Source organism: Lentzea terrae, assembly GCF_003265345.1.
Lineage (GTDB): Bacteria > Actinomycetota > Actinomycetes > Mycobacteriales > Pseudonocardiaceae > Lentzea > Lentzea terrae.
The window spans coordinates 648,099-662,275 of record NZ_QFWW01000020.1 but is presented as its reverse complement, the minus strand read 5'-3'; the positions used below and the strand labels follow the sequence as shown (position 1 = coordinate 662,275).

Here is a 14,177-nt window from a genome sequence, read left to right as displayed (position 1 = left end):
TGGCTCAGAACGCGTACGCGCGGCCGCGCTCGGCGATCTCCATGGCCCACCGGTAGACCTCACCCAGATCCCCGAGTGGCGGCAACAGCGCAGGGTCGACCAGCGTGCCGGACAAGGCCTTCAACAAGTCGTAGAGCCCGAGGTCGCACCACTCCCACAGCCCGCTGTCGAGGTTGTACGACCGCATCAACGGCGCAAGTCGGGCCCGGATGGCATCGATCTCCGGCTGCGGCAGCCCACAACCCCGCAGCCGGGCGTCGGTGGCGGCCTCGTCGGCCGGGCTGAACTCGGTGTCCAGGAACGGCTCGAGCAGGTTCCCCCAGATGTCCAGCCGTCGAACCAGCGGAATGGAGTGCCGCCGGCAGAACTCCTCCAGCTTGGTCTTGTCGTCCCACGACGCGAACAACGTCTCACCCGACCGGGTCCGGATCTCGAGCGGGCCCGACTCGACGTAGGCGTCCCGAACGGTAGAAGCCGGCAGGACTCCGTGTGGGTAGATGCTCGCCCACGGGAACGGGTAGGAAGAAAACACGATGTGGTCCGGGCCGAACTTCATCGAGCCACCGTGCTTTCTCTGACCTGCAACGAGAACGGCGTCTGCACATCGTCCGGCACGAGGTCGGGCGAGTCGACGCGCTGGCGCAGCAGGTCGACGGCGGCGCGGGCGATGGCGGCCTTGTCGGGTGCGACGGACGTCAGGGACGGGGAGGTGTAGGCGCTTTCGTCGTTGTCGTCGAAGCCGACGATGGCCAGGTCGCGGGGGATGCGTACGAAACGTTCCGCGGCGGTGCGCATCGCGCCGACGGCCAGCAGGTCGTTGAAGCAGAACACCGCGTCGGGCGGGTTTCGCATGTCCAGCAGGGACTTCATCGCGGCCGCGCCATCCGCGCGATGGTAGTTCAGCGCGGGCACTACCAACGAGGAGTCGAAGGGCAGGGAAGCCTCGGCGAGCGCGGCGCGGTAGCCCTCCAGGCGCAGGGCCGCGGTGCCGCGCTGCGGGTGTGCGCCGATGGCCGCGATTCGGCGGCGTCCCAACGAGATCAGGTGCCGGACGGCAGCCGTCGAGGCGGCGACGTTGTCGATGCCCACGCGGGACAGCGGGACGTCCACCGCGTGCTCGCCCAGCACGACGGCCGGCACGGACAGCTGGAAGTCCTCAACCTGCAGGGCTTCCGGACTCAGCACCGCGGCGTCGACCAGGTGCGGGCCCAGCGAGGACAACGCGAGGCGCTCGCCGGACAGGGTGCCGAAGGTCTGCTCGATGAGCACGTTCCACTCGTGTTCCTGGGCGGCGGCGATCATCAGACCGGCCAGTTCGGCGAAGTACGGGATCGAGAGTTCTGGCAGGACCAGGGCGATGAAGCCGGTGCGGCCGCGGCGCAGGTTGCGGGCGCCCAGGTTGGGGCGGTAGCCCGTGGCCTCCAACGCCTCCTCGACGCGACGGCGGTTGTCCGGTTTGACGAACGAGTAGCCGTTGACGACGTTCGACACGGTCTTCACCGACACACCCGCCAGGCGGGCGACGTCCTTGAGCGTGGCCAACACAGCCTCCTCGAAACCGGAACTCGTACCGGGAAAAGTACCGGGAACCAGCGGTCTTTACATCGTTGGAACAACGATGCAAATCTAGCTGTGAGAGCGCGACCACGCACAGCCCGTGTAGGAGCCAACGATGTCTCGCATCCTGCTCATCGCCGTTTCCGCCCTGCTCGTCACCGGCTGCACCAGCAGAGAGAGCCAACAGACCACGACCAGCGGCGGGCCTGCTGCCAGTGCCGCGCAGAAGCAGAGCGGGGGTCCCGGCTGCGCGCGCAGCAAGACCGGCTACCCGCAGGTCGACGTCAAGGGCGCGACGGTCGGGTTCAGCCAGTCGGAGAAGGAGGCGAACCCGTTCCGCACCGCCGAGACGAAGTCGATCAGGGACGAGGCCGCGAAGAAGGGCGTTGACCTGCTCGTCACGAACGCGCAGAGCGACCTGAACAAGCAGATCAGCGACATCAAGTCGTTGCTGGACCGCGGGGCCAAGCTGCTGATCGTGGCGCCGCTCAACTCCGACGGGCTGCAGCCCGCGTTCGACGCGGCCAAGGCCAAGCAGGTCCCGGTGATCACGATCGATCGCAAGGTGACGTCGCAGCCCTGCACGGACTACCTGACGTTCATCGGCAGCGACTTCGTCGAGCAGGGCAGGCGGGCCGCGCAGCAGATGATCAAGGCGACCGGTGGCAGCGGCAAGGTGGCGATCTTGCTGGGCGCCTCGGGCAACAACGTGACGGTCGACCGCACCAAGGGTTTCAAGGATGGGATCGCTAAGAGCGGGCTCCAGGTGGTGGCGGAGCAGACCGGCGAGTTCGACCGGTCCAAGGGCCAGGCCGTGATGGAACAGCTCATCCAGAGCAACCCCGACATCACCGCGGTCTACGCCGAGAACGACGAGATGGGGCTCGGCGCTGTTATCGCTCTCAAGGCCGCGGGCAAGACGCCCGGCAAGGACGTCAAGGTCGTGTCGGTCGACGGCACGCGCAACGCCGTGCAGCTCGTCGCGGACGGCAGCTACACCGCGGTGATCGAGTCCAACCCGCGGTTCGGGCCGCTCGCGTTCGAGACGCTGGAGAAGTTCGCCAAGGGCGACGAGATCCCGCAGAACATCGTGATCTCCGACGACGAGTACGACAGCACCAACGCGGCGCAGAAGCTCGGCAATGCCTACTGATCCGGTCATCGAGGTCAGGAACGTCACGAAGACCTTCGCCGGCGTGCGGGCCCTGGACGACGTGGACTTCACGCTCAACCGCGGCGAGATCCACGCGCTGGTCGGCGAGAACGGCGCCGGCAAGTCGACGCTGATCAAGGTGCTGACCGGCATCCACAGCCCGGACGTCGGCCGGATCAGCAGGAACGGCCGGATCTCCACGATCTACCAGGAGGTCAACCTCGTCCCGCTGATGAGCGTCGCCGCCAACCTGTTCCTGGGCAGGGAGCCGCGCAACCGGTTCGGCCTGATCGACCGTGTCCGCCGCGACGCCGAAGCCGCAGAACTGCTGACGAGCTACGGCATCACGGCCGACGTGCGCAGTCCACTCGGGACACTCGCGGTCGGCGAGCAGCAGATGGTCGCGCTCGCCAGGGCGGTCGCGGCGGACGCCGAGGTCGTGATCATGGACGAACCCACGTCGTCATTGGAACCGCGCGAGGTCGAGACGTTGCTCGAAGTGGTCCACAAGCTGCACGAGGCGGGGATCGCGATCATCTACGTCAGTCACCGGATGGACGAGCTCTACCGGATCTGCGACACCGTCACGGTCCTCAGGGACGGGCGAAACGTTCACAACGGGCCCCTCAAAGAACTTCCGCGCATCGAGCTCGTCTCGCTGATGCTCGGCAGGTCAGTCAACGAGATCCAGAAACACGGCACCACGGCGTTCGGTGAAGATCACCACGCCGATGCCCAACCGGTGCTCGAAGCACTCGACCTGACCAGCAAACCCCGCATCAACGGCATCAACGTCGCGATCCGGCCGGGCGAGGTGGTGGGTCTCGCCGGACTGCTCGGATCAGGACGCACCGAGACCGCCAAAGCGATCATCGGCGCGCTCCCGCTCGATCGCGGCACGGTGCTGGTCGCGGGAAAACCCGTGCCGCACAACGTGAAAGCGGCCACCAAGGCGGGCATCAGCATGCTCGCCGAAGATCGCAAGACCGAGGGGATCATCCCGAACCTGTCGGTGCGCGAGAACATCGTGCTGGCCGCGCTGCCGAGGCTGAGCCGGTTCGGCGTGACCAGCCGCATCAGGCAGGACCGGATCGTCGACACGTTCGTCAAACGCTTGCGCATCAAGGTGTCCAGCCCGGAGCAGAAGGTCGCCGAGCTGTCCGGCGGCAACCAGCAGAAGGTCCTGCTGGCCAGGTGGTTGTGCACCGAACCCAGGATCCTGCTCCTCGACGAACCCACGCGCGGGATCGACGTCGGTGCCAAAGCGGAGGTGCAGGCGTTGATCGACGAGCTCGCGCGCGAAGGCCTGGCGGTGTTGCTGATCAGCTCCGAGCTGGACGAACTGCTCGACGGCGCGGACCGGCTCGTGGTGCTGCGGGACGGGGAGGTCGCGGGTGAGCTGGAGGAAGCCCAGCTCACCCGCGAGCACGTGCTCACGGCGATCGCGGCGGAGGTGATGGATGACGCTGACAGCCACTAGGACGCGTTGGCTGCAGGACAACGGTGTCTACGTCGCCGTGGTCGCCCTGCTGCTGTTCAACGCCCTGTTCACGGCGAACTTCCTGTCTGTCGGCAACTTTCGCACCCAGCTCATCCAGGCCGCGCCGGTCCTGATCGTGGCCCTCGGCATGGCGTTGGTGATCGGCACCGAAGGCGTCGATCTGAGCGTCGGCGCGGTCATGGCGCTGGCCGCCGCGATCATCCCGCTCTATCTGGGCGCCGGACCGCTGCCGGCCATCCTGATGGCGCTGACAGTCGGCTTGGTGGCAGGGGCCTTCAACGGCTTCCTGATAGCGAAGGTGGGCATCCAGCCGATCGTCGCCACGCTCGCTCTCCTAGTAGGCGGACGTGGTCTGGCACTGGTCATCGCGGACGGCCAACTGGTCCAGCTGCACGACCCGGCGTTCCTCGCGCTGGGCACCGATGATCTCCTCGGAGTTCCGACAAGCGTGCTGACAGCAGGATTGTTAGCGCTAACAGTCGCGGCGCTGACGAACCGCACGACGTTCGGCCGCCAGCTGGTCGCGATCGGTGGCAACCGCAGAGCGGCGACGCTCGCCGGGCTGCCGGTGAACCGGGTGCTGGTCGGCGTCTACACGATCTGCGGCGTGCTCGCGGCGGTGTCCGGCGTCCTGGCCACGTCCCGGCTCGCCGCGAGCGACCCCGCTGACATGGGCCTGCTCATGGAACTGTCCGCGATCACCGCCGTGGTCGTCGGCGGAACCCCGCTCACCGGCGGAAAGGTGCGCGTGCTCGGCACGGTCATGGGAGTCGTCCTGATGCAGCTCGTCCGGGCCACGCTGATCAAGCACAACCTGCCTGACTCCATCGCGCAGATGATCCAGGCCGCGATCATCGTCGCCGCCGTCTACGTGGCACGGGAGCGCCGATGATGACGACCTTGACCGCAGCCACGAGAGCAAAAGTTCTGCAACGTCAAGGTGCTGCAGTCGCGCTGGTGCTCATGGTCGCGGTGTCGTGGCTGGTCTTCCCGCGCTTCGGCAGCCTCGACAACGTGCGCGACCTCGCCCTGCAGGGCTCGTTCCTCGCCGTGATCGCGCTCGGCATGACGTTCGTGATCATCACCGGCGGCATCGACCTGTCCGTCGGCTCGCTGTACGCCCTCGGCGGCGTTCTGGCGGCCTGGGGCTCGCAGCACGGGTTCCTGGTAGCGCTCACCTTGCCGCTGCTCGTCTGCGGTGCGATCGGGCTGATCAACGGCCTGCTGATCGCCCGCACGAACATGGCGCCGTTCATCGTCACCCTGGCGTCCCTGCTGTTCGCCCGCGGACTTCTCCTGGCCATCACCGATGAGGGCGCCAACACCTACCAAATCGCCCCGGACAGCGCGTTCGTCGAACTCGGCCGAGGCACCGTCGCGGGCTTCGGCTACCCGATCTTCATCGCGGTCGCGCTCTGCGTCCTGGGCGGTGCGCTCCTGAACCGCACCGGCTTCGGCCAGAACGTGTTCGCCACCGGCGGCGCGGAACAGTCCGCGATCCTGATGGGCGTTCCCGTCGCCAGAACCAAGATCACCGTCTACACGATGAGCGGCACGCTGGCGGGTCTCGCCGGCGCCCTGACCGCCGCCTACCTGCAGTCCGGCGTGACGGTCATCGGTGTCGGCACCGAGCTCGACGCCATCGCGGTCGTGGTCATCGGCGGCACCCTGCTGACCGGCGGCATGGGCACGGTCCTCGGCACGGTGATCGGCGTCGGCCTGATCAAGGTCATCCAGAACGTCATCAACCAGATAGGCACGCTCGACAGCAACTACCAGTCCGTCGTCAGCGGCGTCTTCCTGCTCGTCGTCGTTGTCCTGCAACGAATACTCCGGAGGTAGGAGAGGAGCACCATGACCAGACGCGTCCTGGGCGTATTGGTCGGAGTCCTGATCACCGCCACCACGGTCGTACCGGCCGCGCACGCGGTGGAGTGGGTCCCGAAGACCCCTCCGCTCACGACACCGTGGACCAGCCAGGTGTCGCCGAACAACGCCCTGCCGGAATATCCGCGACCGCAGCTCGTCCGCACCGAGTGGCAGAACCTCAACGGCGTCTGGGAGTTCGCGGGCGCCCCGAACCTCAACAGTCCGCCGATCGGCAGGCCGCTGGCCGAAGGCGTCCTCGTGCCGTACCCGATCGAGTCCGCGCTGTCGGGCATCAAACGGCACGAGGACAACATGTTCTACCGCCGCACGTTCACCGTGCCGTCCACTTGGAACGGACGCCGGATCAAGCTCAACTTCGGCGCGGTGACCTGGGAGACGAGGGTCTGGGTCAACGGCAGGCAGGTCGGCACGCACACGGGTGGCTTCGACGCGTTCTCGTTCGACATCACCGCGGCACTGACCACCGGCGCCAACGAGATCGTTGTGGGCGTGCACAGCCCGATCGACGGCAGCCGCTATCCGATCGGCAAACAACGCCGCGATCCCAGCGGAATCTTCTACACCGCAGCGTCCGGCATCTGGCAGACGGTGTGGCTGGAGCCGGTGCGCAACGCTCACATCACGCGCCTCGACACCACTCCGAACGTCGGTGCCGGTGCGCTCGACCTGGTCGTGCAGGGCACCGCCGGGCAATCCGTCACGGCCGAGGTGCTCAGTGGCGGGCAGGTCGTCGGCAGGCAGACCGGCACGACCGGCAGTTCGCTGCGAGTTCCGGTGCCGAACGCCAGACTCTGGTCGCCCGACGACCCGTTCCTCTACGACCTGCGCGTGACGCTGGCCAGTGGTGACGTCGTGACCGGCTACTTCGGCATGCGCTCGCTCGGCAAGGCGATGGTCGGCGGCGTCATGCGGCCGTTGCTGAACGGGAAGTTCGTCTTCCAGATCGGCACGCTCGACCAGGGTTACTGGCCGGACGGCATCTACACCGCGCCGACCGACGAGGCGTTGCGCTGGGACCTCGAACGCCAGAAAGCGTTGGGGTTCAACATGGTGCGCAAGCACATCAAGGTCGAGCCAGCGCGCTGGTTCCACCACGCCGACCGGCTCGGGCTGCTCGTCTGGCAGGACATGCCGTCGCTCGACGCGGTCGACGAGGTTCCGAACGGCCACGCCAACTTCGAGTCCGAGCTGCGCAGAATGCTCGACCAGCTCAAGGGCATCACGTCGATCGTGCAGTGGGTGCCGTTCAACGAGGGCTGGGGCGAGTACGACGCGGGCCGGATCGTGAACCTGGTCCGCGGCATCGACAACACCAGGCTGATCAACCACAACTCGGGCTCCAACTGCTGCGTGTCGGACCCCGACCCGGGCAACGGCGACGTGATCGACGACCACGCGTACCAGATCTCGACGGCCACCCGGCAACCCGACGCGAACCGGGTCGCGGTGCTCGGCGAGTTCGGCGGCCTTGGCCGGCGGGTGGTCGGCCACGAGTACGAGCCGGGCAAGGGATTCGCTTACGGCGCCCTGTATCCGGACGAGCAGTCGCTGACCAAGCGGTACGAGGAGATCACGAAACAGGTCGCGCGGATGGTGCACACCCGCGGGCTTTCCGCGTCGGTCTACACCGAGCCGTACGACGTCGAGAACGAGGTCAACGGCTTCTACACCTACGACCGCCGCGTGCTGAAGATGACCGAGGCGCGCGTGCGCGACATCAACCAGAAGGTGCTGGCGATCGCGCGTGGCACCGCGGTCGGACCGGATGACGTGGTCTCGTTGCGTGTCACCACGAACGGCTACACGAACCGCTATCTGCGGCATCGCGACAGCCTGACGCGCACGGACGTCCCCGGTTCCGATCTCGACCGCTTGGACGGGACGTTCTTCGTGCGGCCAGGTCTCGCGGATGCTTCCTGTCTGTCGTTCGAGTCACGCAACTTCGCCGGACAATTCCTGCGCCACGCCGGCTCACGCATCGGCATCGCACCGAACCCGAATGCCGCCGACGCAACGTTCTGCGCGCGGGAAGGTGCCGGTGGCACCGCGTTGGAGTCATACAACCTGCGCGGCTCGTTCATCAGGCACTTCAACGAGAACGTGTACTTGGCGCGCAGCGGAGGCCTGAACCCTTGGGACACCGCGAACTCCTTCGCCGCGGACACCACGTGGGCGGTCGGTGTCGCGTTGTGGCGCAGCGGCGCGGACCTCCCGCTCGACCAGGCCAGGTCGTTCCGGGTGACCACACCCGGCTTCACGGACCGCTACCTGCGACACCGCGACGGCTTGGCGCGCACGGACGTCGTCACCAGCACGAGCGACGGCCTGCTGAAGGGCGACTCGACGTTCGTGATCAGGCGCGGGCTCGCCGACCCGACCTGCTACTCGCTCGAGTCCCGCAACCTGCCCGGCCAGTTCCTGCGGCACGCGGACTTCCGCGTCCGTCTCAACGTGAACGACAACACCGACCTGTTCCGCCGCGACGCCACGTTCTGCGCCCAGCCGGGCAACGACGGCGTGCGGCTGGAGTCGGTCAACGAGCTCGGCACCAACATCCGCCACTACGCAGAGGAGGTCTGGGTCGCCTCGAACGGCGGCGCGCACACGTACGACAACCCTGCCTCGTACAGCCAAGACGTGAGCTGGGCCGTGGGCTCACCTTGGGCACCGTAGGAGAAAACCATGCTGCTACGCGTAGTTTCCGTGTCCGCGATCGTGTTGAGCACGATCACAATCCCTGCTGCGGCGGCTTCTGCCGAAGTCGTCGACGCCATGAGCCGCGACTTCGGGATCAGCACCGCCGAGGCGCTGACCAGGATCCGCCAGGAGAAGGTGGCGCTGAAGATCGCGCCGGCCGCCCAGGAAGCCGCCGCCGACGCGTACGGCGGCAGCTGGTTCGCCGACGGCAAGCTGGTCGTCGCGGTGACCGACCCGGCGAAGGTCGATGCCGTGCGCGCCAAGGGTGCTGAGCCGGTGCTTCGGACGAAGAGCCTGGCATCGTTGAACGCGGTGAAGAACGGCATCGACAGACTGTCGAAGGCCGGTGCGGTGTCCAAGGACGTCGCCGGGTGGCGGGTCGACGTTCAGCGCGGCGTCGTGGTGGTCGACGCAGTGCCGGGCGCCGACGTTTCGGGGCTGCCCAAGGATGTTGTCGTTAACACCTCAGGTGTCCAGCGGCCGCAACCGTTCGCGGCGGGCACTGTGGGCGGCGACCCGTTCTACACGGGCAACGTCCGCTGCTCGATCGGGTTCTCCGTGCACGGCGGCTACGTCACCGCCGGGCACTGCAACGTCGGCGCCTGGAACGTCTACGGCTGGGACCGGTCGTGGCAGGGCGAGTTCGTCGGCTCCTCCTTCCCCACCAACGACTACGGCTGGGTCCGCACCGGTGGCGGCTGGTGGAACGTGCCGGTCGTGCTCGGCTGGGGCCAGGTGAGCGACGCCCTGGTGCGCGGCTCGTGGGAGGCCCCGCCCGGCACCTCGGTGTGCCGCTCCGGCTCGACCACGCACTGGCACTGCGGCGTGATCCAGGGCCGCAACGAGACCGTCAACTACCAGCAGGGCGCGGTCTACGAGATGGTCGGCACGTCAGTCTGCGCGGAGCCCGGCGACTCCGGTGGCTCGTTCATCACCGGTGACCAGGCGCAGGGCGTGACGTCCGGCGGGTACGGCAACTGCTCCGGCGGCGGCCGCACCTGGTTCCAGCCCGTCAACGAGATTCTGCGTGTTTACGGGCTGCGGCTGCTGACCGCCTGATCGGCCGATGTCCACCGGGACGCAAACGCGTACTTTCTTCACGTCTGCGTCCCGGTGGACCTTCTTCTCGAGGTGATCACGTGTTGGCAGCCGGTCTGGTACTCGCGGTGCTGGCGAGCGGTTCCCCGTTGGACCCGCGAGAGCCCGGCGAGCACTCGGTGGTCTACCGGGTCGACACGGTCGTCGCGGCGTCCCAGGAGCGGATCTACGGGCTGCTCACCGACTTCCCCGGTTACGCGAGCTGGAACCCGTGGGTGACCAGGGCGGCGGGCGGCACCTCGCCGGGGGATGAGGTGAAGGTCGACGTCGTCCTCGGCTCGGTCACCATGGCCGCGAAGCACACCGTGCTCAACGGCGTGCCGGGCAGGCGGTTCTGCTGGAAGGACGCCGGCTGGAACGCGTGGTTCGTCTACGGCCAGCGTTGTCGAACGCTCACAACGCAGCCCGACGGGACCGTGCTGGTGTCCAACGAGCTGTTGATCGACGGCATCCTGTCCGGGGGAGCCGACCACTTCATGGGCAAGGCGATGCGGGACGGCATGCAGGCCGAGAACGCCGCCCTGAAGCGGGCCGCTGAATCTAGGTGAACAGGATCCGCTTGGCCACGGCCTTCCCGGCCGGCGTGCGCAGTCCGGTGAACGCCAACTCGGCCAGGCCCGGCTCGCGGACCAGCGACAGGCCCCGCCTCATCGCGGACCGGATGCGGTAACGACGGCGCAGCGCGGCCGCATCGTAGTGCTCGAGGACGTACTTGTTGCCGCTGCGCAGGTAGTCGAACGTGACCGAGGCGGCGAGCTCGGACATCCGCAGGCACGGGTCCAGTCCGCCGGCGGTGAGCGGGGAGACCGCGCCCGCCGCGTCGCCGACCAGCAGGCCCTGCGGCGACACGATCTTCCGCAGCAGTCCGCCGACCGGAATCGGCCCGCCACGGCGTTTGACCGGACCGGTGGGCGTCGGGGTCGGGAAGCTGTCGCGGAACCGTTGGAGCAGCTGGGGGAGCGGCGCGGGGAATCGGTCGGCGCGCCCGGCCAGCCCGACGTGCGCGTGCTCGCCGTCGTCGATGACCCACGCGATGTAGCCCGGTGCGAGCCGCGGGTCGACGACGCAGTGGAACGTCGGCGTCGAGCCGGTCCTGATCGGGTAGACCTCCTCGATGCCGGTGATCAGCCGCCGGTTGACGTCGAGGCCGAGCTGCTTGGCGACCGTGGAGCGGGCGCCGTCCGCGCCGATCGTGAACCGGGCTTTCGTGGCCTTGTGCGGATAGCCCGCGTTGAGGTTGACCTGGGCACCGGCGCGTTCGGCGTCCTTCACTGCCTGCGCGTAGATCCCCGCCATGTCACCGACGCGGAACTCGTCGTGAGCGCTAACAAGCTCGACCGGCTCCCTGAGCGACGGCGGGTAGAGCAGCACGCGCCGGACCGCCGGGCCGAGGTGCGGCAGCTCGTAGTCGGTGAGCGTGCGCCGGACGAAGATCCCGGTCGTGCGGATGCCGGTGTCGAGGCTGGTCCGGCGTTCGCACACGGCCACGTCGAGCCCTGCGTCCGCGAGCAGGCGGGCGGTGTTGAGCCCGGCCAGGCCGGCCCCGACGACGAGCACGTCCACGGTGTCCATGCCTGACCGTAGAACCGACCAACCCGGCGGTTCTCCTTCCGCCGCAACACCTTCACCGGATCTGCACGGATCCTCCACAAAACCGGGCACTTGACACGTCGGAGCTTTGTCGCAGATCGTGGTGCTTACCGCCGCCTCGAACTTTGGTTCGAGGAGGAACCCTGATGGAGTTGTTCAACCGCCGCACGGCAATGCGAGGGGCACTCGCCATCGCGGCGATCCCGTTGGTGCCCGGTGTCGCCTCGGCTGACATCGGAGCTCTGGCGTTCGTGCAGAAGTGGGCAGGGACCGCCGGGCTGAAGTCGTTCGTCGGCATCGAGGACGACCGCGCCAACTCGCACCCGTCCGCCACGCACATCTTCGCCGAGAGCGATGGCCAGTACCGGTTCGTGATGCACAAGTCCGATCGGGACGGTTCCGACCGGCAACGCCAGGAAGTGCGCGCGATCCAGACGGGCAGCACGCGCCACGACATGAAGAAGGGCGAGACCTGGCGTTTCAACTACCAGATGTACATCCCCAGCTCGTTGAAGGGCACCACGAGCTTCACGCACATCTTCCAGGTCAAGCACACCGCGGTCGCCTCGCCCGTGGTCACGATGTCGCTGTTCCGCTCCGGTTCCACCGAGACGGTCGAGATGCGGCTCTTCGGTGCGGGACAGGCGAAACTCGGCAGCACCCCGCTCGCGCCGCTGCGCAACAAGTGGATCGACGTCGAGATCGAGATCAAGGTCGCTGACTCGGGCAGCCTGCGTTATTCGCTGAAGGACGGCGGCACCACCGTGGTCAACGCGTCGCGGTCCGGCTTCGACACGTGGCTCGGCGGTGACCAGGCGCATCCGAAGTGGGGCATCTACCGGTCGCTCGGCGACTCCGCTCAGTTGCAGGACACCTACCTGTTGTTGCGCAACATGAAGGCGTACCGGAACGAATGAGGTGTTCCCTCGGAGTCGTCCGGAGGTGAGAATTACTCGCGTGGGGGACATTCACGGACGGACTGTCGAGAGCAGGGCCGGTGTCGCCGCCTTCCTGGCCGGCGTGTGGCTGATCGCCGCGCCACCGGTCCTGCACTTCAGCGCGTCCACACACGCTTTCCGGCCCTACTGGTGGTCGATGGGGCTGGCCGTCGTGCTCATGCTGCTCGGCATGGTGCGGGCCATGGCGCCGTTGGACGTGCCGCTGGCGCAACCGATCACGATCGCGCTGGCGCTGTGGCTGGTGATCGTGGCGTTGCGGGAGGCCGATGGCGGCATTTGGGCCGTTTGGCTCAACCAGCTCGTCGTTTCGGCGCTGGTCGCGTTGTGGGCGGCGGTGGCTTTGCTGATTTCCCTGCGCCGATGAGCAAATGGCACACGCCGTCTGACAACTGCCTGATCTGCCACGGCGAGCAGGAATTGGTCATCGGCATCCGCGAGCGCGGCCCGTGGGAGCGCCAGCACAACTACTCACGGGTCCTGTTCTGCGCCGCCTGCGACGTAGGCGAGCTTCGCTCGTTCGACTACGACGACTTCGTGGTGTTCGGCGAAGAGGACGACGTCATGGTCTGGTCGGCGATTCTCGTCACCGCCGACGTCGACCGCCTGCGCTCCGCCTTCGCGTGCCCGACTCCGCTCGACCACGGATGCACGTGCGCACAGCACGTCCGGGCCGACGACACGAGTGTTCGCGTGCCCAAGAAGCGGCTGCCGGAGTACGGGCCCGACCGGCACAGTCCGGCCGGGCGCACCACCATGTCGTTCCGCGTGATCGACGGCCTCGTGGAGTTCTGCTGAGACTCAGCAGCGCTCGCTGGTCTTGGCGAACAGGAAGTAGCTGCTCCCGTCCACCTCGCCGTGCGCACGAGTGCACCTGTCGATCGTGTCCGCGGGGCCACCCCACAGTTCCCGCTGCCCCCGCGCACCCGTCTTGTACCCGTGCGAGTTGTTGTCGCGGGTGTAGATGTGCGTGCGGAGGGTGAAGTCCCTGCCCGCGCGGGCGATCCACGAGTCCCACACGTAGATGTAGGAGAAGTTCTTGCCACAGCCCTTGAACTGCTTCACCGACGCGACGGTCTCGTCGTAGTTCATCACGTAGGCCGTCGACCCGATCTGCGTGACGCTGCCGCAGTACTGGTTCGACTCGGCCTGTGCGGTGCCGGTCGTCAGCGTCGCGACTGCCGCAGCGACTGCTCCGGCGGCCAGGATCTTGCGCATGGCGCTCCTCTCGTTCTGCGAGGAGCTTTCGTCGTGCCGGTTAGCCGCCGGTAAATCAGATGACCGCGACGGCCTCGATCTCGACCAGGTGCTCGGGCACGTCCAGCGCCTGCACACCGATGAGCGTCGCGGGCGGCTTCGCGGTCTCGCCGACCGCGTTGAGCGCGTTCTCAATGCCCTTGAGCAGGTCCGGCATCTTGTCCGGCGTCCAGTCCACGACGTAGACGGTGATCTTCACGAGGTCCTTGAGCGACGCCCCGGCGGCCTTGAGCGCGGTGTGAACGCTCACATAGGCCTGCTCTGTTTGGGCGGCGAGGTCCGGCTCGGCGTCCCAGGCGACCTGGCCGGCCACGTAGATGGTCTTGGTGCCGGTCGCGACGGCCACCTGGTGGTAGACGTCGATGGCGGGCAGGCCTTCGGGGTCGATGAACGTGATGGGCACTTGTCTTCCTCTCTTGTGGTTACTCGGTAACCGTAGGAGAGTGTGTGCCGACCTGGAAGAACGCACTTTTTCGTG

The 14,177-nt window shown here is 67.4% G+C and carries 15 protein-coding genes; 10 read left to right on the top strand and 5 right to left on the bottom strand.

Annotated elements, in window-relative coordinates:
• Positions 1–4: 4 nt before the first annotated feature.
• Both DI276_RS25025 and DI276_RS25020 read right to left on the bottom strand, forming a co-directional pair.
• Positions 5–556, bottom strand: coding sequence for a hypothetical protein (locus DI276_RS25025; protein WP_112267381.1), 552 nt, complete (start codon positions 554–556; stop codon positions 5–7).
• Positions 553–1,545, bottom strand: coding sequence for a LacI family DNA-binding transcriptional regulator (locus DI276_RS25020; protein ID WP_112267379.1), 993 nt, complete (start codon positions 1,543–1,545; stop codon positions 553–555). Before DI276_RS25020 ends, DI276_RS25025 begins: the two co-directional genes overlap by 4 nt.
• 127 nt (positions 1,546–1,672) lie before the next feature.
• Here DI276_RS25020 and DI276_RS25015 point away from each other — a divergent pair, with 127 nt between their 5' ends.
• From DI276_RS25015 to DI276_RS24985, 7 genes are all read left to right on the top strand, one after another.
• Positions 1,673–2,710 carry an ABC transporter substrate-binding protein gene (locus tag DI276_RS25015; protein WP_112267377.1) on the top strand — a complete coding sequence of 346 codons (1,038 nt, stop codon included), beginning with the start codon at positions 1,673–1,675 and terminating at the stop codon, positions 2,708–2,710.
• Positions 2,700–4,190 (top strand): sugar ABC transporter ATP-binding protein, encoded by a 1,491-nt coding sequence (locus tag DI276_RS25010; RefSeq protein ID WP_112267375.1) that lies wholly within the window; start codon positions 2,700–2,702, stop codon positions 4,188–4,190. Before DI276_RS25015 ends, DI276_RS25010 begins: the two co-directional genes overlap by 11 nt.
• On the top strand, positions 4,171–5,103 hold the full coding sequence (locus DI276_RS25005; protein WP_112267373.1) for an ABC transporter permease: 933 nt from the start codon (positions 4,171–4,173) through the stop codon (positions 5,101–5,103). Before DI276_RS25010 ends, DI276_RS25005 begins: the two co-directional genes overlap by 20 nt.
• The gene (locus DI276_RS25000) at positions 5,103–6,053 is read left to right on the top strand and encodes an ABC transporter permease (RefSeq protein ID WP_408610575.1); all 951 of its coding nucleotides are present in this window, start codon (positions 5,103–5,105) and stop codon (positions 6,051–6,053) included. The genes DI276_RS25005 and DI276_RS25000 overlap by 1 nt, the downstream gene beginning before the upstream one ends.
• 12 nt (positions 6,054–6,065) lie before the next feature.
• Positions 6,066–8,774: an AbfB domain-containing protein gene (locus DI276_RS24995; RefSeq protein WP_112267369.1), complete on the top strand. Its 2,709-nt coding sequence runs from the start codon at positions 6,066–6,068 to the stop codon at positions 8,772–8,774.
• A gap of 9 nt (positions 8,775–8,783) precedes the next feature.
• Positions 8,784–9,857 (top strand): S1 family peptidase, encoded by a 1,074-nt coding sequence (locus DI276_RS24990; protein ID WP_112267367.1) that lies wholly within the window; start codon positions 8,784–8,786, stop codon positions 9,855–9,857.
• Positions 9,858–9,937: 80 nt separating this feature from the next.
• Positions 9,938–10,444 carry an SRPBCC family protein gene (locus DI276_RS24985; RefSeq protein WP_157984914.1) on the top strand — a complete coding sequence of 169 codons (507 nt, stop codon included), beginning with the start codon at positions 9,938–9,940 and terminating at the stop codon, positions 10,442–10,444.
• Here DI276_RS24985 and DI276_RS24980 read toward each other — a convergent pair.
• Positions 10,437–11,468 carry an FAD-dependent oxidoreductase gene (locus DI276_RS24980; RefSeq protein ID WP_112267362.1) on the bottom strand — a complete coding sequence of 344 codons (1,032 nt, stop codon included), beginning with the start codon at positions 11,466–11,468 and terminating at the stop codon, positions 10,437–10,439. The genes DI276_RS24985 and DI276_RS24980 overlap by 8 nt on opposite strands.
• A 164-nt stretch (positions 11,469–11,632) precedes the next feature.
• Here DI276_RS24980 and DI276_RS24975 point away from each other — a divergent pair, with 164 nt between their 5' ends.
• The 3 genes from DI276_RS24975 to DI276_RS24965 are packed head-to-tail and all read left to right on the top strand — an operon-like array spanning position 11,633 to position 13,240.
• Positions 11,633–12,403, top strand: a complete 771-nt coding sequence (locus DI276_RS24975; protein WP_112267360.1) for a heparin lyase I family protein — start codon at positions 11,633–11,635, stop codon at positions 12,401–12,403.
• A gap of 40 nt (positions 12,404–12,443) precedes the next feature.
• Positions 12,444–12,809, top strand: coding sequence for a hypothetical protein (locus tag DI276_RS24970; RefSeq protein WP_112267358.1), 366 nt, complete (start codon positions 12,444–12,446; stop codon positions 12,807–12,809).
• Entirely contained in the window at positions 12,806–13,240 is a 435-nt protein-coding gene (locus DI276_RS24965; protein ID WP_112267356.1) for a hypothetical protein, read from the top strand. Before DI276_RS24970 ends, DI276_RS24965 begins: the two co-directional genes overlap by 4 nt.
• Before the next feature lie 3 nt (positions 13,241–13,243).
• On the opposite strand, the gene DI276_RS24960 is transcribed toward DI276_RS24965, so the two are convergent.
• Entirely contained in the window at positions 13,244–13,660 is a 417-nt protein-coding gene (locus DI276_RS24960) for a hypothetical protein (RefSeq protein ID WP_112267354.1), read from the bottom strand.
• A 55-nt stretch (positions 13,661–13,715) separates the two neighbouring features.
• Complete coding sequence (locus tag DI276_RS24955; RefSeq protein WP_112267352.1) at positions 13,716–14,102, bottom strand: RidA family protein; 387 nt, start codon at positions 14,100–14,102, stop codon at positions 13,716–13,718.
• Positions 14,103–14,177: the final 75 nt, after the last annotated feature.

Excerpts from the sequence above, each read along its gene's own strand:
- DI276_RS25000 (WP_408610575.1), top strand. The coding sequence starts at position 5,103 with ATGACGACCTTGACCGCAGCCACGAGAGCAAAAGTTCTGCAACGTCAA.
- DI276_RS24980 (WP_112267362.1), bottom strand. The coding sequence starts at position 11,468 with ATGGACACCGTGGACGTGCTCGTCGTCGGGGCCGGCCTGGCCGGGCTC.
- DI276_RS24975 (WP_112267360.1), top strand. The coding sequence starts at position 11,633 with ATGGAGTTGTTCAACCGCCGCACGGCAATGCGAGGGGCACTCGCCATC.
- DI276_RS25015 (WP_112267377.1), top strand. The coding sequence starts at position 1,673 with ATGTCTCGCATCCTGCTCATCGCCGTTTCCGCCCTGCTCGTCACCGGC.
- DI276_RS25005 (WP_112267373.1), top strand. The coding sequence starts at position 4,171 with ATGACGCTGACAGCCACTAGGACGCGTTGGCTGCAGGACAACGGTGTC.
- DI276_RS24960 (WP_112267354.1), bottom strand. The coding sequence starts at position 13,660 with ATGCGCAAGATCCTGGCCGCCGGAGCAGTCGCTGCGGCAGTCGCGACG.
- DI276_RS24995 (WP_112267369.1), top strand. The coding sequence starts at position 6,066 with ATGACCAGACGCGTCCTGGGCGTATTGGTCGGAGTCCTGATCACCGCC.
- DI276_RS25025 (WP_112267381.1), bottom strand. The coding sequence starts at position 556 with ATGAAGTTCGGCCCGGACCACATCGTGTTTTCTTCCTACCCGTTCCCG.
- DI276_RS24965 (WP_112267356.1), top strand. The coding sequence starts at position 12,806 with ATGAGCAAATGGCACACGCCGTCTGACAACTGCCTGATCTGCCACGGC.
- DI276_RS24990 (WP_112267367.1), top strand. The coding sequence starts at position 8,784 with ATGCTGCTACGCGTAGTTTCCGTGTCCGCGATCGTGTTGAGCACGATC.
- DI276_RS25010 (WP_112267375.1), top strand. The coding sequence starts at position 2,700 with ATGCCTACTGATCCGGTCATCGAGGTCAGGAACGTCACGAAGACCTTC.